This window comes from Kribbella endophytica (genome assembly GCF_054781295.1).
In genome coordinates this window covers 601790-621742 of sequence record NZ_BAAGUR010000002.1, presented here as the reverse complement: position 1 = coordinate 621742, position 19953 = coordinate 601790, and the positions used below count along the sequence as shown (strand labels likewise).

General features: G+C 69.3%; 15 protein-coding genes. 4 read left to right on the top strand and 11 right to left on the bottom strand.

The features are described 5' to 3' along the window. Positions 1-1029 carry an NAD(P)-dependent alcohol dehydrogenase gene (locus tag ACYVIO_RS21385; protein ID WP_460652613.1) on the bottom strand — a complete coding sequence of 343 codons (1029 nt, stop codon included), beginning with the start codon at positions 1027-1029 and terminating at the stop codon, positions 1-3. Positions 1030-1146: 117 nt separating this feature from the next. Here ACYVIO_RS21385 and ACYVIO_RS21380 point away from each other — a divergent pair, with 117 nt between their 5' ends. After that, entirely contained in the window at positions 1147-2361 is a 1215-nt protein-coding gene (locus tag ACYVIO_RS21380; RefSeq protein ID WP_460652612.1) for a low temperature requirement protein A, read from the top strand. A gap of 42 nt (positions 2362-2403) precedes the next feature. Continuing rightward, positions 2404-3498, top strand: a complete 1095-nt coding sequence (gene dnaN / locus ACYVIO_RS21375; RefSeq protein ID WP_460652611.1) for a DNA polymerase III subunit beta — start codon at positions 2404-2406, stop codon at positions 3496-3498. A 67-nt stretch (positions 3499-3565) separates the two neighbouring features. On the opposite strand, the gene ACYVIO_RS21370 is transcribed toward dnaN, so the two are convergent. The 7 genes from ACYVIO_RS21370 to gcvT all read right to left on the bottom strand — a co-directional run bounded on the left by ACYVIO_RS21370 (position 3566) and on the right by gcvT (position 14747). Continuing rightward, positions 3566-4621, bottom strand: a complete 1056-nt coding sequence (locus ACYVIO_RS21370) for an ABC transporter ATP-binding protein (protein WP_460652610.1) — start codon at positions 4619-4621, stop codon at positions 3566-3568. Between the two features lie 8 nt (positions 4622-4629). After that, positions 4630-5736: an ABC transporter ATP-binding protein gene (locus tag ACYVIO_RS21365; protein WP_460652609.1), complete on the bottom strand. Its 1107-nt coding sequence runs from the start codon at positions 5734-5736 to the stop codon at positions 4630-4632. 38 nt (positions 5737-5774) lie between these two features. Continuing rightward, positions 5775-6767, bottom strand: a complete 993-nt coding sequence (locus tag ACYVIO_RS21360; RefSeq protein WP_460652608.1) for an ABC transporter permease — start codon at positions 6765-6767, stop codon at positions 5775-5777. Positions 6768-6913: 146 nt separating this feature from the next. Beyond that, the gene (locus tag ACYVIO_RS21355; RefSeq protein WP_460652607.1) at positions 6914-8671 is read right to left on the bottom strand and encodes an ABC transporter substrate-binding protein; all 1758 of its coding nucleotides are present in this window, start codon (positions 8669-8671) and stop codon (positions 6914-6916) included. Positions 8672-8711: 40 nt separating this feature from the next. Next, positions 8712-9719, bottom strand: a complete 1008-nt coding sequence (locus tag ACYVIO_RS21350; protein ID WP_460652606.1) for an ABC transporter permease — start codon at positions 9717-9719, stop codon at positions 8712-8714. A 357-nt stretch (positions 9720-10076) separates the two neighbouring features. Continuing rightward, positions 10077-13151, bottom strand: a complete 3075-nt coding sequence (locus tag ACYVIO_RS21345; RefSeq protein ID WP_460652605.1) for an AfsR/SARP family transcriptional regulator — start codon at positions 13149-13151, stop codon at positions 10077-10079. 501 nt (positions 13152-13652) lie between these two features. Beyond that, a complete protein-coding gene (gene gcvT, locus ACYVIO_RS21340) occupies positions 13653-14747 on the bottom strand; it encodes a glycine cleavage system aminomethyltransferase GcvT (RefSeq protein WP_460652604.1) in 1095 nt (364 codons plus the stop codon). 169 nt (positions 14748-14916) lie between these two features. On the opposite strand from gcvT, the gene ACYVIO_RS21335 reads away from it, so the two are divergent. Next, positions 14917-16410: a leucyl aminopeptidase gene (locus tag ACYVIO_RS21335; RefSeq protein ID WP_460652603.1), complete on the top strand. Its 1494-nt coding sequence runs from the start codon at positions 14917-14919 to the stop codon at positions 16408-16410. Positions 16411-16540: 130 nt separating this feature from the next. Here ACYVIO_RS21335 and ACYVIO_RS21330 read toward each other — a convergent pair whose 3' ends face one another. Then, the gene (locus tag ACYVIO_RS21330; RefSeq protein WP_460652602.1) at positions 16541-16867 is read right to left on the bottom strand and encodes a cupin domain-containing protein; all 327 of its coding nucleotides are present in this window, start codon (positions 16865-16867) and stop codon (positions 16541-16543) included. A gap of 10 nt (positions 16868-16877) precedes the next feature. Further along, the gene (locus tag ACYVIO_RS21325; RefSeq protein ID WP_460652601.1) at positions 16878-17561 is read right to left on the bottom strand and encodes a DUF2848 domain-containing protein; all 684 of its coding nucleotides are present in this window, start codon (positions 17559-17561) and stop codon (positions 16878-16880) included. Positions 17562-17801: 240 nt separating this feature from the next. On the opposite strand from ACYVIO_RS21325, the gene ACYVIO_RS21320 reads away from it, so the two are divergent. Continuing rightward, positions 17802-19136, top strand: coding sequence for an MFS transporter (locus tag ACYVIO_RS21320; RefSeq protein ID WP_460652600.1), 1335 nt, complete (start codon positions 17802-17804; stop codon positions 19134-19136). Between the two features lie 150 nt (positions 19137-19286). On the opposite strand, the gene ACYVIO_RS21315 is transcribed toward ACYVIO_RS21320, so the two are convergent. Continuing rightward, positions 19287-19925: a GntR family transcriptional regulator gene (locus tag ACYVIO_RS21315; RefSeq protein ID WP_460652599.1), complete on the bottom strand. Its 639-nt coding sequence runs from the start codon at positions 19923-19925 to the stop codon at positions 19287-19289. Positions 19926-19953 lie beyond the last annotated feature (28 nt).

Sequence of the window (19953 nt, the reverse complement as noted above, 5' to 3'; positions counted from 1 at the left end):
TCAGCTCGTCAGAATGGCCCGGCCGCCGGGAACCCGGCCGCCGTCCAGATCGTCCAGCGCGGTCAGCGCGTCGTTCAGGGAGTACTGCTGGGTGGCGAGCCGGACGCGGCCCTGCGCGGCCAGTTCCATCAGGTCGGCCAGGTCGTTGTACGAGCCGACCAGGTTGCCGACCACGCTGATCTCGCGGGAGATCACGTCGATGGTCGGGACGTCGACCTTGCCGCCGTACCCGATCACGAAGTACGAGCCGGAGTTCCGCGTCATCGCGACGCCGTCGGCCTCGGTGCCGTTCTCGCCGACGAAGTCGAGCACCACCTGGGCGCCCTCGCCGCTCGTCTGCTCGAGCACCTGCTCGACCTGGCTGCCGTCGCTCAGCACGGTCGAGTGCGCGCCGAGCGCGATCGCCTTGTCGAGCACCTCCTGCGACCGGTCGACGACCGTCACCCGCGAGGGCGTCATCGCGACCAGGCACTGCAGCCCGATGTGCCCGAGGCCGCCGGCACCGATCATCACGACCCGATCGGCCGGGTGCAGCAGCGGAACGGCCTTGCGGACCGCGTGGTACGCCGTGAGGCCCGCGTCGGCGAGTGCCGCGACGTCGGCCGGCGCCAGCCCGTCGTCGAGCTTGACGATCGAGCGGACCGACGTACGGAGGTACTCGGCCATGCCGCCGTCGGTGTCGATGCCCGGGAAGCGCGAGTCGGAGCAGTGGACGTCGTCGCCGGCCCGGCAGGCACGGCACAGTCCACACGTCACCAGCGGGTGGAGGATCACCTTGTCGCCGGGCGCGACCGTCGACACCGCGGCGCCGACCTCCTGCACGGTGCCGGCGTTCTCGTGACCGATCACGTACGGCAGCTCCACGCCGGACTTGTCGGCCCACTGGCCTTCGATGATGTGCAGGTCGGTCCGGCAGACGCCCGCGGCGTCGACCTTCACGATCACGTCCAGCGGTCCCTGCAGAACCGGGTCGGGGATGTCGTCGAGGGTGGGTGGTTTGCCGTACTCGTGCACGCGCACTGCCTTCACCGTGGCCACAACCTTTCGGGGTCTGCGATGGTGGGACTGATGGTGTCGGCGAGGCACGGCGTACCGGAAGGGGCGTTATCGCCTTCCGATAACCTCCGCGGATGCACAATGGCGGCCATGAGCACACGACGGCCGCCGATCAAGGCGCAGGCCACCTCCGAGGACCAGACGGTCACCACGCTGGAGCTCTTCTTCGACCTGGTCTTCGTCTTCGCGCTGACCCAGATCACCGCGTTGATGGCGCACGACCTGACCTGGGGCGGCGCGGTCCGCGGGCTGCTGCTGATCGGGCTGCTGTGGTGGAGCTGGATCGGCTTCTCCTGGCTGTGCAACCTGGTCAAGGCCGACGAAGGCTCGATCCGGACCGTGATGCTGCTCGCGATGGGAGCGATGTTCCTGATCGCGCTGGCCATCCCCGAGGCGTTCCACGACCTGCCGGGCGGGCTGCCGGGGCCTGTCGTGATCGCGATCGCGTACTTCCTGTTCCGGGCGATGCACCTGGTGCTGTTCTGGCTGATCGCGGACGGCGACAAGACGCTGCGTCGTACGCTCGTCCGCTTCGCTCCGGCGATGCTGGCCGGTACGGCGTTGCTGCTGGTCGCGTCGCAGTTCCACGGCCGGACGCAGACGCTGCTGTGGGCGGCCGCCCTGGCCGCGGACTACGGCGGCACCTACCTGATCGACGCGCGCGGCTGGCGGCTGCGCTCGGCCGCGCACTTCGCCGAGCGGCACGGGCTGATCGTGATCATCGCGCTGGGCGAGTCGATCGTCGCGATCGGCGTCGGCGTCACCGACCTGCCGATCTCCTGGCCGATCATCATCGCGTCGCTGCTCGGGCTGGCGGTGTCGGCGGCGCTGTGGTGGATCTACTTCGACGCGACCGTGCACTACGGCGAGCAGGCGCTCGCGGCCGAGCCGCACGAGACCCGGCCGAAGCTGGCGCGCGACGCGTACACGTTCCTGCACTTCCCGATGGTGGCCGGCATCGTGCTGCTCGCGCTCGGGCTGAAGAAGGTGCTCGAGTACGTCGGGGACACCGAGCACCACCACCTCGACGACCCGCTGAAGGGGGTCGGGCTGTACGCGCTGTTCTTCGGGGTCGTGTTCTACCTGCTGGGTCACGTCGGGTTCAAGTACCGGACGACGGGCTCGGTCGGATGGAGCCGGCTGATCACGGCCGCGCTGTGCGTGATCGCGCTGTTCGCGCTGGCCAAGGTCCCGGCGCTCGCGCAGGTCGGCGTACTGGCGGCGCTGCTGGCCGGGCTGGTCGCGTTCGAGTCGGTGCGGTTCGCGCAGGAGCGGGACGAGCTCAAGCACGGACATTCGAGCTAGCTGAAGGTTTCCCGCGCCGCGACCGCTCCTAGGCTGCGGCGCGTGAAGCTCGTAGCAGACCAGCAGGAGTTGGCCGCCGCCGTCGGCTGGGTCGCCAAGGGACTCCCCCACCGCACCAGCACCCCGGTGCTGCTCGGGCTGTACTTTTCTGCCGGCTTCGACGGTACGACGGTCGCCGCGACGGACCACGCCATGGCGGCCCAGGTGGCACTGAACTGCCAGGTCGATGCCGAGGGCACCTGTTTGGTGCCGGGGCGGATGCTGGCTGAGATCACCAAACTCCTGCCGGCAGGCCCGGTCACGCTCGCAGCCGTCGACAACAGATTTGTCGTGCGCTGCGGAGATGCCGTCTACTCGCTGCCGCTCCTGCCGGTGAGCGAGTATCCGACGAAGACTTCACCTGAAGAAGAACATCGAACAGATGTTGATGCTGTTGAATTCGCCCTTGCTGTTGGGCAGGTGGGGGTTTCTGCTGCTCGGGACGACGTGGTGCCGGCCTTGGCGGGGATCAATCTCAGCTTCTCGGGCGACACTGTCGAGCTCGCGAGCACCGATCGGTACCGGCTGGGGATCGCTCGGGTCGGGCTGACCTCGCCGGTCGACGCGTTCGACGTACTGGTGCCTGCGAAGACGCTGGGCGAGTTGGCGCGCGGGTTCGCCGCCGACGGCGGGCAGGTGTTGCTGTCGCTGGCCGACGAGACCCTGCTGCTGCGCAACCACGACCGGTCAGCCTGGGTGCGTACGCTCAGCGGGCCCTACCTTCCGTACCGGCGGATCGTCCCCGACGAGACCCCGATCAGCGCGACCGTCGACCGGATCGCCCTCCGTGACGTGGTGAAACGACTGAGCGTCGTCGCTGACGGGATGACGCCGATCTGGCTCGAGTACGGCGTGGGCTCGGTCCGCGTGTACGCCGGCTCGGGCGACGACGCGTCAGGCGCCGAGACGCTGCCGATCACCGGCTCGGGTGATCCGCTGACGGTCGCGTTCACCGGGCAGCTGCTGCTGGATGCGATCAACTCGTTCGCCACGGAGGAGCTGACGATGTCGTACACGGGCGGCCGCAAGCCCGCCGTACTGACTGGCGGGCAGGACTACTTGCACGTGATCACTCCGCGGCTGCTTCCCCAGCAATGACTTGAGGGGCGGGAGGACGCGACTCGGCCCCGCCTGCGATCAGCAGGCGGGGCCGAGGTGAGCGTGCTCAGGCAGTCGCAGCCGTCAGGTCGACCTTCGGCTCGGCGAAGTGGCAGGCGGCTGTGTGGCCGCTCGTCGAGCGCGGCTTGATCTCCAGCAGCGGCTCCTGGGTGGCGCAGATGTCCTCCGCCTTCCAGCACCGGGTGCGGAACCGGCAGCCGCTCGGCGGGTCGATCGGCGACGGGACGTCCCCGACCAGCCGGATCCGCTCCTTCGGCGGGACACCACGGATGGTGCCGAGGTCCGGAGCGGCCGACAGCAGCGCCTGCGTGTACGGGTGCTGGGGAGCGGTGTAGATCTGCTCCCGCGGCCCCTGCTCGACGATCTTGCCCAGGTACATCACGGCGACGGTGTCGCAGAAGTGCCGGACCACGCCGAGGTCGTGCGCGATGAAGACGAAGGCGATGCCGAGATCGCGGCGCAGGTCCTCCATCAGGTTCATCACCTGCGCCTGGATCGACACGTCGAGCGCGGAGACCGGCTCGTCGGCGATGATCACCTCGGGCTCGACCGCGAGCGCCCGGGCGATGCCGATCCGCTGGCGCTGACCGCCGGAGAACTCGTTCGGGTAGCGGTTGTGGTGCTCGGGGTTCAGGCCGACCCGCTCCAGCAGTTCCTGGACGCGCTCGAGCTCCTTGCCCTTCTTCACCAGGTTGTGCACCCGCAACGGCGTACTGATGATGTTGCTGACCGTCTGCCGCGGGTTCAGCGAGCTGTACGGGTCCTGGAAGACGATCTGCAGCTCGCGGCGGAACGGCCGCAGGTCCTTCTCCTTCAGCCGGGCGATGTCGGTGCCCTTGAAGAGGATCTGGCCCGCGGTCGGGGTCAGCAGCCGGGTGATCATCCGGCCGGTGGTCGACTTGCCGCAGCCGGACTCGCCGACCAGGCCGAGGCTGCCGCCCGGGGCCAGGTCGAAGCTGACGCCGTCGACGGCCTGGACCACCTTGCGGGTCCGGCCCAGCCCGGCGGCCTCCTTGATCGGGAAGTGCATCTTGAGGTCGCGGACCTGCAGCAGCGGCGTGGCCTGCGTGGCAGAGGTACTGTCCTGCACGGGGTTGCTCATCTCTCTCCTCAGCCCAGTCTCGGTGCGACCTCGGCCTCGTAGATCGAGGCCTTGTCGTGCAGGTGGCAACGGGACGTGTGCGCGCCGGCGCCGTCGACCGGCAGCAGCTCGGGCAGGTCGGTGGTGCAGCGCTCGCCCTTGACCCGCTCCTTGTAGGGGCAGCGGGGGTTGAACGAGCAGCCGCTGGGCAGGTTCAGCAGGCTCGGTGGCAGACCCTTGATCGGGCGCAGCCGCTCGCTGGCCGCCGACACCGTCGGGATCGACTCCAGCAGGCCCCACGTGTAGGGCATCCGCGGCTGGGCCAGGACGTCGGCGGCGGTGCCGTACTCGACGCAGCGGCCGGCGTACATCACCAGAACGTCGTCGGCCATCTCGGCGACGACGCCGAGGTCGTGCGTGATCAGCACGATCGCCGAGCCGAACTCCTTCTGCAGGTTGTTCAGCAGGTCCAGGATCTGCGCCTGGACTGTGACGTCGAGCGCGGTGGTCGGCTCGTCGGCGATCACCAGCTTCGGGTCGTTGACCAGACCCATCGCGATCATCGCGCGCTGGCGCATACCGCCGGAGAACTCGTGCGGGTACTGCTTGTACCGGCGGACCGGGTTCGGGATGCCGACCAGGTCGAGCATCTCCAGGGCGCGCTTCTTGGCGACGTCCTTGGAGACCTTGTGGTGCACCAGGTAGGCCTCGGAGATCTGGTTGCCGACCGTGTAGAGCGGGTGCAGCGACGACTGCGGGTCCTGGAAGACCATCGAGACCGCGTCGCCGCGGACCTTCATCAGGTCGTTCTCGGGCAGGCCGACGATCTCGTCGCCGCCGAGCTTGATCGAGCCGGTGATCCGGGTCCGCTTGCGGTCGTGCAGGCCCATCACGGCCATGCTGGAGACCGACTTGCCCGACCCGGACTCGCCGACGATCGCCAGCGTCCGGCCCAGCGGTACGGCGTACGACAGTCCGTTCACCGCGCTGACCAGGCCGTCGGCGGTCGGGAACTTGACCGTCAGGTCGGTGACCTCGAGGTACGGCGTCTCGCCGCTCGGGTTGAGCGATCCCTGCCGGCGCTCGCGGGTCGCGATCGACGGCCCGCGCTTGGCGTCGGCTGCACTGTCGCTCATCGAGGAGGTGTCCTTCCGCGGCTCGTTGGTGGGTGTGCTCACGACAGCCTCACCCGCGGGTCGACGATGCTGTAGGCCACGTCGACCAGGAAGTTCATCGCGACCAGGATCACCGACGCGATCAGCACGGTACCCATGATCACCGGCAGGTCGTAGGTCTGCAGGCTCTCCAGCACCAGGTTGCCCAGGCCGGGAAGGTCGAAGATGCGCTCGGTGAAGATCGCGCCGGCCAGGCTGCCGGCGATGTCCAGACCGAAGATGGTGATGACGGGGATCAGGCCCGAGCGCAGCGCGTGCTTGTAGGTCACCTTCCGGTCCGACAGGCCCTTGGCCCGCGCGGTCCGGATGAAGTCCTCGCTCAGCGTCTCGACCATCGAGCCCCGCGAGTAGCGCGCGTACTGCGTGCAGTTGTAGATCCCGATCACCAGCCAGGGCGTCACGAAGCCGAGGAACCACTTGGCCGGATTGTCCGTCAGTGGCGTGTAACCACCGCGCGGCAGGATCGGGTAGAGGATCGTCAGGTAGAGGGAGATCATCAGCGCGACGATGTAGAACGGCACGGAACTGAGCACCAGCGTGCTGGTCATCAGCACCCGGTCGCCCAGGCTGCCGCGTCTCTTCGCGGCCATCGAGCCGACGAAGACGCCGATGGTCAGGACCAGTACGGCGTACCCGGCGACGAGCGACACCGTGACCGGCAGCCGCTCCTTCAGCATCTGGGTCACCGGACGGTCGTTCTTGAACGAGAAGCCCAGACAGGGCGCGTTGCACTTCTGCACGACACCGGCGGTCTCGAAGGTCCGCCCGGCGAAGATTCCCGCCGTGTACTCGGCGAACTGCTGCACCTTGGGTCTGTCGAGGTGCAGGTTCTCCTTGATCTCGTTGTAGCGCTCCTGGGTGCAGTTGCGCTCACCGCAGATCGCCGCGGCCGGGTCGGTCGGGGCGACGAAGAACAGCGCGAAGGTCGCGATAAGCGTGACCAGTACGACGCTGAGCGCGCTCACCAGCCGGCGCGCCACGAAGTAGAGCACGGGGGTTTTCTCCTCACCGATCGGGGTGGTGACCGAACCGAGGTCCGGTCACCACCCCACCATCAGATGATCAGACTGCTAGTTGTTCCGGTCCGCCGGGACGTGGTGTCCCGGCGTACCCGAACCTGTTGTTCCGGCGAACCGGATCAGGGCTGCTTCAGGTAGATCGAGGTGAACTCGGGCATGCCCTGGGTCACGTCGTTGATGGCGTGACCGATGTTCTTGCCGACCGGGTAGGTGCTCGCGCTGTAGTACAGCGGAACCGCCGGCAGGTACTCCTCGAGGATCTTGCGGTCGACCTTCGACCACTCCTTCAGCTGCTCGTCCGGGGTCAGGCCGGCGACGCGGTCGATCTCGGTGTCGAGGGCCTTGTCCTGGATCATGCCGATGCTGTTGTTGAGCGCGACGGCGTCGGAGCGGAACAGCACCGGGAACCAGCTGGTGCCCTGCGGCCAGTCGGAGCACCAACCGGCGGGGCCCTGGCCGAGGTTGACCGGAGCGTTCATGTCGTTGGTCAGGCTGCGGATCTTGGCCTTCGGCACGCCGACGGACTTGACCTTGAAGCCGGCCGCGGTGAACGTCTGGGTCCACAGCTGGTTCTGCTGCTGACGGATCTTGTCGTCGTTGGAGTAGTAGTAGCTCAGCTCGAAGTTCTCCTTGCCGAGCTCCTTGAGCTTGCCCTTGATCTCCGACGCGACGGCCGCGTCCTCGGCGCCCTTACCGGTTCCGGTCAGGCCCGGCAGCTCGAACTTCTCGTAGCCCGGGACGGCCGGCGGCAGGATGGTGGAGGCCGGGATGGCGCTGTCCGGGGTCAGACCACGGACCTTGCGCCAGCTGTCGAACGGGAAGGCCTGCGCGACGAGCTTGCGGACCTCCAACGGGATCTTCCGGGTGTCCATACCGAGCACCGCGGTGCACGGCGACTGGCCACGGATGATCTGGGTCTGGTCCTTGACCTCGGGCACCAGGCTGGCGTCCAGGTTGCTGTAGCTCAGCGCGTTCGCGTCGGCCCCGTTGCTGGCCAGCACCTGGCGCTGCACCTTCAGCAGGTCCTGCGAGAACTTGAAGTCCCACTTGTCGACGTACTGGTGGCGCACCGGGTCGGTGTTGGCGTCCCAGTTCGGGTTCTTGGTGAGCTTCAGCTCGGTGCCGGCGGTGTAGCCCTCGACCATGTACGGGCCGGTCGCCATCGGCTTCTGCTCGTAGTTCTTCTTGGTGTCCTTGGTCTTCGGGATCGGCGTGAACATCGGGAACGCCGCGTAGAAGGGAAGGTCGTCGAACTTCTTCGCCAGGTGGATGATCAGGGTCGACTCGTCCGGGGCCTCGACGCCGGAGTAGTTGTCCCCGTCGGCGTACGGACCCTTGTACTTCTCGCCGTCCTTGAAGAACTGCTGCTGGTACGTCGGTCCGGAGTCGTACAGGTCGTGGGCGAACGACCGCTTGATCGAGTACGCGTAGTCGGCGGCCTTGACCGGCGTGCCGTCCATGTACTTGATGCCCTGCTTGAGCTTGAACGTCCAGGTCAGGCCGTCGGCCGACTTGGTGCCCAGGTCCTCGGCGAGGTCGGGGACCAGGGTCGGCTGACCGGTCTTCTCGTCCAGCTTGTACTGGGTCAGCGCCCGGTACATCAGCTTGCCGATCTGGTTGCCGTCGACGTAGTAGATGTCGGTCGGGTCGAAGGTGCTCGGCGTGACGTCGGACAGCACCGTCGCGGTGCCGCCCTTCTTCGCGCCCTCGACCTCGGGGGCCGGGCCCTTCAGGGTCGGGTCGGTCGCCTTCGCCTGCGCCTTGCCCGCGTCGCCCGTGTTTCCGTTACCGCTCCCGCTGTTCGACGACGGGGTGCCACAGGCCACGGCGGCCATCATGACCGTCGCCGCGACAGCGGTGATCCGCTTCCACTGCATTGTTGTCTTTCTCCTTTTCTGCCGCTGGGGCAACGCCGGGCTACCGGCGAGTCTTCGGGTCGAAGGCGTCACGGACCGCGTCGCCCAGGAGGGCGAGGGCCAGTACGAGGGCTGTGATGCCGAGCACCGGCAGCCACAGGTACAGCGGGTCGGCCTTGAACCAGTTGGTCGCGGTGGCGATCGTCTGACCCCACGACGGGATCGGCTCGATCAGTCCCACGCCCAGGAACGAGAGCCCTGCTTCGGCCGTGACGTACGCCGGCAGCGCCAGCGACGCCGAGATCACGATCGGCGCGACCAGGTTCGGCAGCAGCTCCTTGAACAGCACCTGACGGGTCGGCACGCCGATCGCCTTGGCCGCCAGCACGAACTCGCGCTCGCGCAGCGACAGCACCTCACCGCGGATGATCCGCGCCAGACCGGCCCAGCCGAAGAACGACAAGACGAAGATCAGCACGAAGAACCGGGTCGAGGCCTGCTCGTCGGGGGTCAGGTTGAACGAGCCGCCGCGCATGTTCTCCACGATCGGCACCATCGCGATCGCGAACAGCAGGTAGGGCAGGCTCAGCACGAAGTCGATCACCCACGAGATCACCCGGTCCACCCAGCCGCCGAGGAAGCCGGCCAACAGACCCATCACCACGCCGACGGCGGTGCCGAACAGCGTCGCGACGAACGCGACGATCAGCGACGGGCGCGCGCCGTACACCCAGCGGGCGAAGTTGTCCCGGCCGGTCTTCGGCTCGACCCCGAACCAGTGGTCGGGGGTGATGCCGATGGTCGGGAAGCCGTACTCGTCGACCAGGTCCGGGTTGAACGTGCCGATGTTGCCGCCCTCGAGCTTGGTCAGCAGCGGCGCGAGGACCGCGATCAGCACGAAGAACAGCACCACGCACACGCAGATCACCGCGACCCGGTCCTTGCGGAGCCGGTCCATCGCGATCCGCGTCGGCGACTTCCCGTGCGCCACACTCGCGTCGCGGACGGGCTCCGCCGACGACGGGTGGTCCTCGACACCTACGGTCGAGTCGGGTGAACCGATGCTCATGCGCACTCCGTCAGCTCTGTCAGCCAGATTCCGGGATGGGACCGGCCACGGTCTGTAGATCGGGCCAGGCCCAGGGTGGTGGAACTACGTGCAGCCGAAATGCCTTGACAACGACCGGCGCCACAACCGCGCGCTAGCCTGCCCGACACTCCGACCCCAAACCAGCCGGTTCCGGCAGCAGTGTACAAATCGTTACCGGAACGAGTACCGGGGCGGTACATTTGGAACGAATGTTCACGCTGCGCGACCAATCGTCCACAAATTGCGGCGGCACAGCACCGACAATGGCCATTTTGTGCCAGATTGTCACAGACAGTGCAGGAATCCGGCCGCTCGGTCGATGATCACACAGCGTGCTCACGGCTCCTCCCGGGCCAGCCGCAGCTGGCCACGCAGCAGCTCGGCACCGCCGGCGTACTCGATCGCCGTGTGGGCCTCGATCCCCTCCTCGAAGATCCGGAAGCCGTCGTCGCGGCGGCCTGACCGGATCGCCAGCCACGCCCTCGTGACGCGGAGCTGGGCGTCGCCCCACTGGTCGGGCCGTACGGCGAACACTGCGGCGGTCCGGTCGAGCAGCTCGGCCGCCTGGGTCAGGTTGCCGCGCAGCATCTCCAGCCGTGCCTCGGCCAGGTCGGTGTGGGCGCCGCCAAGCTCGTCGCCGATGCGGTCCACGATCTCGCGGGCCTCGGCGACCGCGCCGGCGAGCTCCGTGGCGTGCTCGGCGCCCTGGCCCGCTCCGGTCGTGAGCGCCTGGGACAGGAGGATCAGCCGGATCGCGTGCAGCCGGGTGCCCGGCTCGCTCAGCGCCCGGATCTGCCGCTTGGCCTCGATCGCCTCGGGCACCCGGCCGAGCTGCACCAGGCCGGCCGAGATGTGGTCGAGCGCGCGCACCTTGATCACCGGCGGATCCGCGCACTGGTCCGCCAGCGCCAGGATCTGCTCGCCGACCACGATCGTCTGCTCGAAGTCCGCATCCGCCGACACCACCCACGCGAGCTGGCCGAGCGCCGTCGCCATCTGCTCGGGATCCCCCGAGCGCCGGCAGGCATCCAGCTCACGGTCGACAACACCCTGCAGCTCGTCGGTCGACGCGCCGCCCTGAGCTCGGGCGGCGAACAGGCGACGCAGCACCTCGGCCTCGAGCGTGGGATCGCCGTCTGCCGTAGCTGTGGTGGCGTCAGCCAGCGCCTGCTCGCGCATCTCCCGGTGGTCCCGCACGATCAAGTAATGATCCAGCCGCAACGCCAGCATCGCCGCTAGGCGGGAGCGCTGGAGGTCTTCGCGGCTCGGGCCGGCATCGCGCTGTTCTTCGCGGCCTGCTGCGGCCGCGCCTGTGTGCGCCGCGAGGGCTACTGCTGCTTGCACGACCGGTGCTTCGAGGTCGAGCCAGGCTGCTCCCCGCGCTGCCTGGCTGTCGGTCTCGGTCAGCGGTCGGCCCTCACCGCGGTCGAAGACCAGGTGATGCGGAATGACGTCCCCGAGCTGATCGTCGGCGATGGCCAACAGCCGCAGCACCGCCTGCAAGTACCGCACCTCAACCGTCTCGCGGTCGCTGGCGCCACTCAGCTCCTCAACCGCGCGGGCGCGGACCAGCGCATGCAGGCCGTACGTCGCTGGGCTGGTGCGCCGCGGCTGCACCAACCCGAGCGCGACCAGCTCAGACAGGACCGTACGTGCAGGCCGCTCATCCAGATCAAGCAGCGGCGCCGCGACCCACGCGGAGAACTCGTCAGCACCGACCAGCGCCAGGTACCCGAACAGCCGCCGTGCGGTCTCCCCCGCCGTACGGAGTGTCAGATCGAGGCTTGCTCGTACGGCGCGATCGCCGGCCACCAGGTAGTCGAGCCGGCTGGACTCGTCGGCCAGCGACTTGACCACCTCGGCCACGTCCTCGCGGATCAGGCTGAGCCGAGCCCCGACGATCCGCAGCGCGAGTGGCAGACCGACGCAGTAGCCGACGATCTCCTGCAGCTCATCAGCTGGCCGCCCGGACAGCGCAGCCAGCAACTCCACACTGGTCCCGCTGTCGAGCGGCGTGATCTCCCGGTGGACAGCGTCCTCGAGCCCCAGCAGCGGCCGCCTGGACGTGACGACAACCGCGCACCGGCTGTCAGCCGGCAGCAATGGCCGCAACTGCCCGGCATCCGCCGCGTCGTCCAGCACGAGCAGCACTGCCTTGCCAGCCAGCGTGGACCGCAACAGTGCCGATCGCTCCTCCACCGACTCAGGCAAGCTCTCCACACCCAACGACCGAAGCAGCCGCCCAAGCAGCACACTGGTCGCCACCGGCTCCCCGTTCACATCCTGCAACCGAGCAAACAACTGCCCACCAGGGAACTCCGCCGCCAAGCTGTGCCCCAACCGCACAGCCGCCGCCGACTTGCCTGTCCCCGCAGCGCCGTACAGACACACCACAGCCGGCAACGAGGCCAGCCGCCCGCCCGAGGCTCTGCTCGCTCCTCCGGCCGAGCCGGGGGCTCTGCTCACTCCTCCAGCCGACCCCTCGGCTTCTCCAGCCGCCCCCGGAGCTGCACTGGCCCTCCCGGTCGGCGGTAGCGCCGAGGCTGACCCACCCGCTCCACTGGCTCCCCCGGTGCCCCGCAGTACTGCCGTCAGCTCCGCCAGGAGGGCGTCGCGGCCGACCAGTACGCCGATGTCGGCCGGCAGCTCGCGCGGGCCCGGCGCGGTGGCCTGGAAGTCAAGCGCCTCGTCCTGGCGCAGGATCGCGACCTGGAGATCGCGCAGCTGCGGTCCGGGCTCGACACCCAGCTCGTCGGACAGGTGCCGCACCAGCTCGGCGTACGCCGCTAACGCGTCCGTCTGGCGACCAGCCCGGTACAGCGCCAGCATCTGAGCCGCGGCCAGCGACTCCCGCGTCGGCTGCTCGCCGGTGAGCGCGGCCAGCTCGGGGAGCAGCTCCCGGTGCCGACCCAACGCCAGCTCGGTCGTCAGCCGCAACTCCTGCGCCGCCCAACGCGACTCGTCGAGCCCCGCGCACAGCCGCCGCCGTACATCCTCAGAAGCAACATCCGCCAGCGCCGGACCGCGCCACAACGCCAGTGCGTCGACCAGAAGCTTCCGACGCTGCTCCAGATCGTCAAGCGGCTTCGCCTGCTCGACCAGCGCAGCAAACAGCTCCACATCAGTACGCCCGGTCGGGACCTCAATGGCATAGCCAAGCGACCCAGTGACCAACTTGCTGTCGCCGGCAGCCAGCACTGTCCGCAGCCGCGACACATAGACCTGCAGCGCCCGCCGAGGACTACCAGGCTGTTCCTCCGGCCAGAGCAACTCGATCAACCGGTCAGCAGCCACAGCCTTGCCGGACTCCAGCAACAGGACAGCCAGCAGCAGACGCTCCTGCCTGCGCTTCAGCTCGACCTGCTGCCCACCCGCCCAGATCTGGACAGGACCAAGCAGTCGGAACTCCACCCCCGCAGCGTAGTCAGCCGGCCCGCTCCCGCTGGTAAGCGCCGGGTAACACCCCGCCCTCATCCTGTCCGCGCACCGCCGCGCCCCACGGAAGAGGTCACCCCATGCCCAGCCCTTGGCTATCCGCCGCAGCCGCCCTAGCCCTCCTAGCCGCAGGCCTCCTCACCAACGGCCAGAACACCACCCGAGACTGGTGCGGCACAGCCCTGTCCCCCCAGTCCCACTGCCGCGGAACCGCCGCACCACGCACCCGAGTGGAGCCCCGAGTAAGAGCCCTCCGCCGCCGCCCAGCCCGCCCGGAGACCCAGGCCAACGTGCTCACCCGGGAGCCCGCCCCAGTCAAACCCTCAGGGCGAGCCCACTCACGCTGGCTCCTCCACACCACGACCCAGCCGCCGCGCCTGCACTCACCGACGACGCCTCCTCCACACCACCAGCCGGCCGCCGCGGCCCCAGCCACCGCAGACCTATCCGGCCGCATGACCGCCCAGCTAGCCCAGCTCAGTCCTGGCGCACGTTGACCGTCACGAACGGCGGCTTGACGACCTCGAAGGCCTCTTGGCGGCCCCGGATGTCGACCGTGACCTCGTCGCCTTCCTTGACCCCGGCGTCGAGCAGCGCCAGCGCGATGCCCTTCTTCAGGGTCGGCGAGAACGTGCCCGACGTGACCTCACCCAACGCACCATCAGCGCCGGCCACCGTCATGTGCGGCCGCGGGATGCCCCGGCCTACAGCGCGCAACCCACGCAGGATCCGCTTCGGGCCGGCCTCCTTCTCGGCGCGCAGCGCGGCGTCGCCCCAGAAGTGCTCCTTCTTCCACCCGACCGCCCAGCCGGACCGCGCCTGCACCGGCGTGATCTCCGGCGAGATGTCCTGCCCGTGCAGCGGGTACCCCATCTCGGTCCGCAGCGTGTCCCGCGCCCCCAGACCGGCCGGCGCGATCCCGTACTGCTCTCCCGCGGCCAGCAACGCGTCGAACACCGCGACAGCAGCGTCGTTCGGTACGACGAGCTCGTAACCACGCTCACCCGTGTAGCCCGTCCGGCATACCACCACCGGCGTACCGGCGAAGTCCGCGACGGCGAACGCCATGTAGTCGTGCCCCGTCGGCAGCCCGATCGCGGCGACGACGTCGTCGGAGTGCGTGCCCTGGACGGCGAGGATCGCGTAGTCGTCGTGGGTGTTGGTCACCACGACCCCGTCCGGCGCCTGCTCGGCGAGCCGTCGTACGACCTCGGCCGTGTTCGCGGCGTTCGGGATCAGGAACACGTCGTCGTCCGCGTGCAGGTACGCGATCAGGTCGTCGACCACGCCGCCGTCCTCGGCACAGCACAGCGTGTACTGGGCCTGGCCGGGGCCGATCTTGCCCAGGTCGTTGGTCAGGCAGGAGTTCACGTACGCCGCGGCGCCCGGCCCCTTGACCGTGGCCTTGCCCAGGTGGCTCACGTCGAACACCCCGACCGAGGTCCGGACCGCGGTGTGCTCGGCCACCACCCCGCCGTACTCCAGGGGCATCTCCCAGCCGCCGAACTCGGCGAACTTGGCTCCCAGGGCGACGTGCCGCTCGTGCAGCGGGGACTTCTTCAAGCTGGTCATGCAGCGGAACCTACCTGACCGGCGCGGCCGGGCGGGACAGCCCGATGAGGCAGGCTCGGTGGTGTGGCACGCATCTCCCGCGCCGCTCCCACGTAGCATGCTGGAGCAGCATTCACGTACCGTCACGACCGGCGCACCTGCCATCCGGTCAAGGAGGACTGAGGATTTCGTGAGCACCATCACCCTGAGCAAGTCAGATGCGGCCGGCGTCAAGACCGACGTCGTCGTCATCGGTGTCGTCAGGCTCGACGGCGGCGTCGCGCTGCCGGCCGGCACCGAGTCGCTGAACGCCGCGTACGACGGCCGCCTGGTGGAGGTGCTGTCCGGGCTCGGAGCCACCGGCAAGACCGGTGAGGTCACCAAGGTTCCCGGCCCGAAGCCGGGCAAGTCGGCGACGCTGATCGCGGTCGGCCTCGGCGCCGCGCCGGACGGCGCGCTGAAGACCGAGGACCTGCGCACCGCCGCCGGTGTCGGCGTCCGCGCCGCGAAGACCGCGCAGTCGGTCGCGTTCGCGCTGCCGACGCCGGACGCCGACTGCGTCCGGGCGGTCGCCGAGGGCGCGCTGATCGGCCGCTACTCGTTCAACGCCTACAAGTCCGAGGCCTCGACCGACGCGCCGGGCAACCTGACGCTGCTCACCGACCTGGCCCGCAACAAGGACGCCAAGGCCGCGCTGGAGCGCGCCCAGGTGGTCGCCGACGCGGTCCACCAGGTCCGCGACTGGGTGAACATGCCGCCCTCGGACCTGCACCCGGCCGAGTTCGCCGCGCACACGCAGAAGCTCGCCAAGGAGTACGGCGTCAAGGTCGAGGTGCTGGACGAGAAGGCCCTGGCCAAGGGCGGGTACGGCGGCATCCTCGGCGTCGGCCAGGGCTCGGACAACCCGCCGCGGCTGATCCGGCTCAGCTACACGCCGAAGAAGCCGGTCACGCACCTCGCGTTCGTCGGCAAGGGCATCACGTTCGACTCGGGCGGCCTGTCTCTGAAGACGGCGTCCGGGATGATCAGCATGAAGGCCGACATGGCCGGCGCGGCCGCGGTGGTCGGCGCGACGATCGCGATCGCGCGGCTCGGGCTGCCGGTCCAGATCACGACGTACGCCGCGATGGCCGAGAACATGCCGTCGGGCTCGGCGGCGCGGCCGTCCGACGTACTGACCATGTACGGCGGCAAGACCGTCGAGGTCCTGAACACCGACGCCGAGGGCCGCCTGGTCCTGGGCGACGCGCTGGTCCGTGCGTCCGAGGACGAGCCTGACCTGATCGTCGACGTGGCGACCCTGACCGGCGCCTGTGTCGTTGCCCTGGGCACCAAGGTGGCGGGCGCGTTCGCGAACACCGACACCGCCCGCGAGCGGGTCATCGACGCGGCGCTCGCGGCCGGCGAGGCGATGTGGCCGCTGCCGATCCCGTCCGAGATGCTCGACAAGCTCCGCTCGCACTCGAAGGTCGCCGACCTCGCGAACATCACCGGCGAGCCCTGGGGCGGCGCCCTCGCCGCCGCCGCCTTCCTCGGCGACTTCGTTGCCGAAGGCATCGACTGGGTCCACCTGGACGTCGCCGGCCCCGCCTTCAACGACGGCGGCGCCTCCGGCTACACCTCCACCGGCGGCACGGGCTACTCCGTCCGCACCCTGGTAGAGCTGGCGGCCGCAGCCAGCTGAACTGAGCTGACCTGAGCTGACCTGAGCTGACCTGGCCCGGCGCGCACACCAGCGCGCTGGGCCGGCAGCGCAGCGATCTGCGCGCGAAGCTGCGCTCGGGGCGGCCCTCACCCCACCCCACCCACATTCACTACCCGGCTGGGTAGCGGATCTCCAGCATCGTGCAGCCCTCTGCTGTGCTGTACGGGCCGTGCGGCATGCCCGGCCTGCGCGCCGCGTACTGGCCAGCACCGAAGGTCTTGCCCAGTGTGAGGTCCGTCAGCGAACCCTCGAGCAGGTAGACCTCCTCGAAGTACTCGTGCCGGATCACCTCACTGGTGATCGTCCCCGGAGCCCAGCGGGCGATCCGCGTGAGGTTGTCCTCAGGCCCTTCGCTCAGGACCCGTTGGCTGATCCCGCCGCCCGCGTCGGTCCACTCGACCTGGTCGACACCGAAGAACTCGTGCTCGGCCTTCATGCCCCTCGCCTCAGTCCCACGCCGCGGCAAGCTGTTCGACGGCGTACTCGATCCAGCTGGTCACCCCGCGCGGATCAGTCAGCTCCACCCGCCAAGCATCGGCGAACTGATCCACCCCAGCAATCATCGGGATCGTCCCGCTCAGCAACACCGTGCCCGGCCGCAGCAGGTCGCCCAGCTCCTTCACCCAGTACGACGGCGGCAGCAGCTGCGCCAGCGTCCCGTCCTGGATCAGCTGCTCCTCGTCGCCGTGCCGCACCCACGCCCTCAGCGTGAACGCGTCCAGCTCACTCTCCACCGACGCCAGCGGCCAAGCGACATCCCCCAGCGCGTCCGGCGCAGTCTGCTTGCTCCACGCGACCCCGTGCACCTCCAGCGCCCGGTCCGTGTGATCGCACGCCACAGTCAGCAGCAGGTCGTCCTGCCCCTCACCGACCACCAGCGCCCACTCCGCCTCCCCCGACGTCCGCCCGTGCGCGACCTGGACCACGTCGGGCCGACCGACCAGCGACGCCGACAGCGGGTACAGCGTCGGGATCCGCCCAGGCGCCGGCACCCCCAGCTCGGCCAACTCGTCGACGTGGTGCTGAACCTGCGCGGTGTCGCGCCCGGCGTACCCGGCATTGAGCGCGTACCGCACCTCGACCTCCCGCACCGACCCGTCCGGGAGCGTGAATCGCAGAACCTGGGACATCCGAACCTCCACTGACTTGTTGCCGGCGCGTTCCCGCGGCGATGAAACCGAGCGCGACCAGTCCCTCTGATCGCGCTCCCATCAGCCCCTCATCCACAGAAATCTCCGACATCGCTTGCGTGAACACGTTGTATACGACGAGTATGGAGCATCGTCCCAAGGAGGTCCAACCCGATGCCAACGCCCACTGGCCCAACCCCCGCCGGCTCAACCCCGCCTGGCCCCGCGCCCGGCGGCCCTGTGCCCACGGCTCCCGGTCCGCACCCGGCGGCTGGGGCTCAGGGCGATCGCCGGAGCCTGTACAAGGCGTTCGCCGCGAGCCTGTCCGGCACGTCGCTGGAGTGGTACGACTTCGCCGTCTACAGCTCCGCCGCCGCGCTCGTCTTCGGCGACCTGTTCTTCCCCGGCAGCGACCCGCTCACCGGCACCCTGCAGGCTTTCGCGACGTACGCCGTGGGGTACGTCGCGCGCCCGCTCGGCGGGATCTTCTTCGGCCGCCTGGGCGACGTGATCGGCCGCAAGCGCGTGCTCGTCGCGACTCTGCTGCTGATCGGCGTCGCGACCTTCTTCATCGGACTGCTGCCGACGCACGCCCAGGCCGGTGCGATCGCGCCGACCCTGCTGGTGTTCCTGCGCTTCGTGCAGGGCGTCGGAGTCGGCGGCGAGTGGGGTGGGGCGGTACTGCTCAGCAGCGAGTTCAGCCAGGCCGGACAGCGCGGCTTCTGGGCGTCGGCCGCGCAGGTGGGACCGCCGCTCGGCACGCTGATGGCGAACGGCGTACTGGCCGTACTGGCCGGCGCACTGTCCGAGGACGCGTTCCTGAGCTGGGGCTGGCGGGTCGCGTTCCTGCTGTCCGCCGTACTGGTCGGTTTCGGCCTGCTGATCCGGACCAGGCTGGAGGAGACTCCGGTGTTCAAGGAGCTCGAGGCACGCGGCGACCGCCCGACCGCACCGGTCACCGAGGTGCTCCGCACGCAGGGCCGCGGGCTACTGGCGGCCATCCTGGCCCGGGTTGGGCCGGACGTGCTGTACGCGATGTTCGCCGTGTTCGTGCTGACCTACGCGACGCAGGAGCTCGACATGAGCCGCGGCCAGGCAGTCACCGCCGTACTGGTCGGGTCTGCGTTCCAGGTCGGGCTGATCCCGCTGTCGGGCTGGCTGTCCGACCGGTACGGACGCCGCCTGATCTATGGGATTGGCGCGATCGGCGGGGCTGTGTGGAGCGTGGTGTTCTTCGCCATCGCGTCGTCGCTGGCCACTGTGCTGCCTGGTGTGGTGATCGGGCTGGTGTTCCACTCGCTGATGTACGGGCCGCAGGCAGCGTTCGTGTCCGAGCAGTTCACCGCCCGGCTGCGCTACACGGGCAGCTCCCTCGCCTACACCCTGGCCGGCGTCATCGGCGGAGCCCTTGCCCCGCTGGCGTTCACGTACTTCCTGGCCAAAGCCGGTACTGGCTACGTCATCGCGGCGTACATCGTGGTCGCCTGCCTGGTAACCCTGGTCGGCCTGCGCCTCGGCCGAGCAGTGCAGGACGACGTAGCAGCCAGCCCCCGAGACGCAGTGGCTGCTGCGTGAGACGGCACGGCACGACTCGGCTGTGCGCAGGTCGGCCCGGCGTGACCGGGCCCGGCCCGGCGCAGCCTGGCGTGACCAGGCCCGGCCCGGCGCAGCCCGGCGTGACCAGGCCCTGCCCGGCGCAGCTCTGCATGACTCAGCTGGGCGGGCTCAGCCGTGCATGAGGATGTTGCCGGTGGTGTCGAGGTGGCGGAGGATCGCGGCCTCGGCTGCGGCGGTGTCGCCGGAGGCCAGGCCGTCGACGATGGCCTGGTGCTCGGACAGTACGTCCTGCCGCCGGGTAGCACTGCGCCGCAGCGCCACGACCCCCAGCAGCACGTGCCGCGCTCGCAGGCTGTCGTACAGACGAATGAGCACCGAGTTGCCGGTCGCTCCGATCAGCAGCGCGTGGAACCTGCTGTCCAGCTCGATGAACTCCCTCGCATCGCCGGACTCCACGATCGACCGCTGCTCCTCCAGCACCTCGGTCATCAACGCGACCGGCGCCGTACCAGCGGCCAGACAACTCGTCGCCGCCCAGGACTCGATCACCCCGCGGGCCTGCATCATCTCGGCGATCTCCCGCCCCGGCACCGGCGCCACGAACGCGCCGCGGTGTGGCACCAGCTGGACCAGGTCCTCGGCGGCCAGCATCAGCAACGCCTCACGGACCGGCGTCCGGGAGACGCCGACCTCGGTCGCGACAGCCTGCTCGTTGATGAACGTGCCGGAGACCGCGGGGTCGCTCAGGACCGTCCCTCGCAGGTACATGTAGGCACGATCGCGGCCGGAGTCCCCACTCAAATGCATACTCAATGTATACAGCCTTGGAGGGTTC

Excerpts from the sequence above, each read along its gene's own strand:
- ACYVIO_RS21380 (WP_460652612.1), top strand. The coding sequence starts at position 1,147 with ATGAGCACACGACGGCCGCCGATCAAGGCGCAGGCCACCTCCGAGGAC.
- ACYVIO_RS21370 (WP_460652610.1), bottom strand. The coding sequence starts at position 4,621 with ATGAGCAACCCCGTGCAGGACAGTACCTCTGCCACGCAGGCCACGCCG.
- ACYVIO_RS21365 (WP_460652609.1), bottom strand. The coding sequence starts at position 5,736 with ATGAGCGACAGTGCAGCCGACGCCAAGCGCGGGCCGTCGATCGCGACC.
- ACYVIO_RS21355 (WP_460652607.1), bottom strand. The coding sequence starts at position 8,671 with ATGCAGTGGAAGCGGATCACCGCTGTCGCGGCGACGGTCATGATGGCC.
- ACYVIO_RS21350 (WP_460652606.1), bottom strand. The coding sequence starts at position 9,719 with ATGAGCATCGGTTCACCCGACTCGACCGTAGGTGTCGAGGACCACCCG.
- gcvT (WP_460652604.1), bottom strand. The coding sequence starts at position 14,747 with ATGACCAGCTTGAAGAAGTCCCCGCTGCACGAGCGGCACGTCGCCCTG.
- ACYVIO_RS21330 (WP_460652602.1), bottom strand. The coding sequence starts at position 16,867 with ATGAAGGCCGAGCACGAGTTCTTCGGTGTCGACCAGGTCGAGTGGACC.
- ACYVIO_RS21325 (WP_460652601.1), bottom strand. The coding sequence starts at position 17,561 with ATGTCCCAGGTTCTGCGATTCACGCTCCCGGACGGGTCGGTGCGGGAG.
- ACYVIO_RS21315 (WP_460652599.1), bottom strand. The coding sequence starts at position 19,925 with ATGCATTTGAGTGGGGACTCCGGCCGCGATCGTGCCTACATGTACCTG.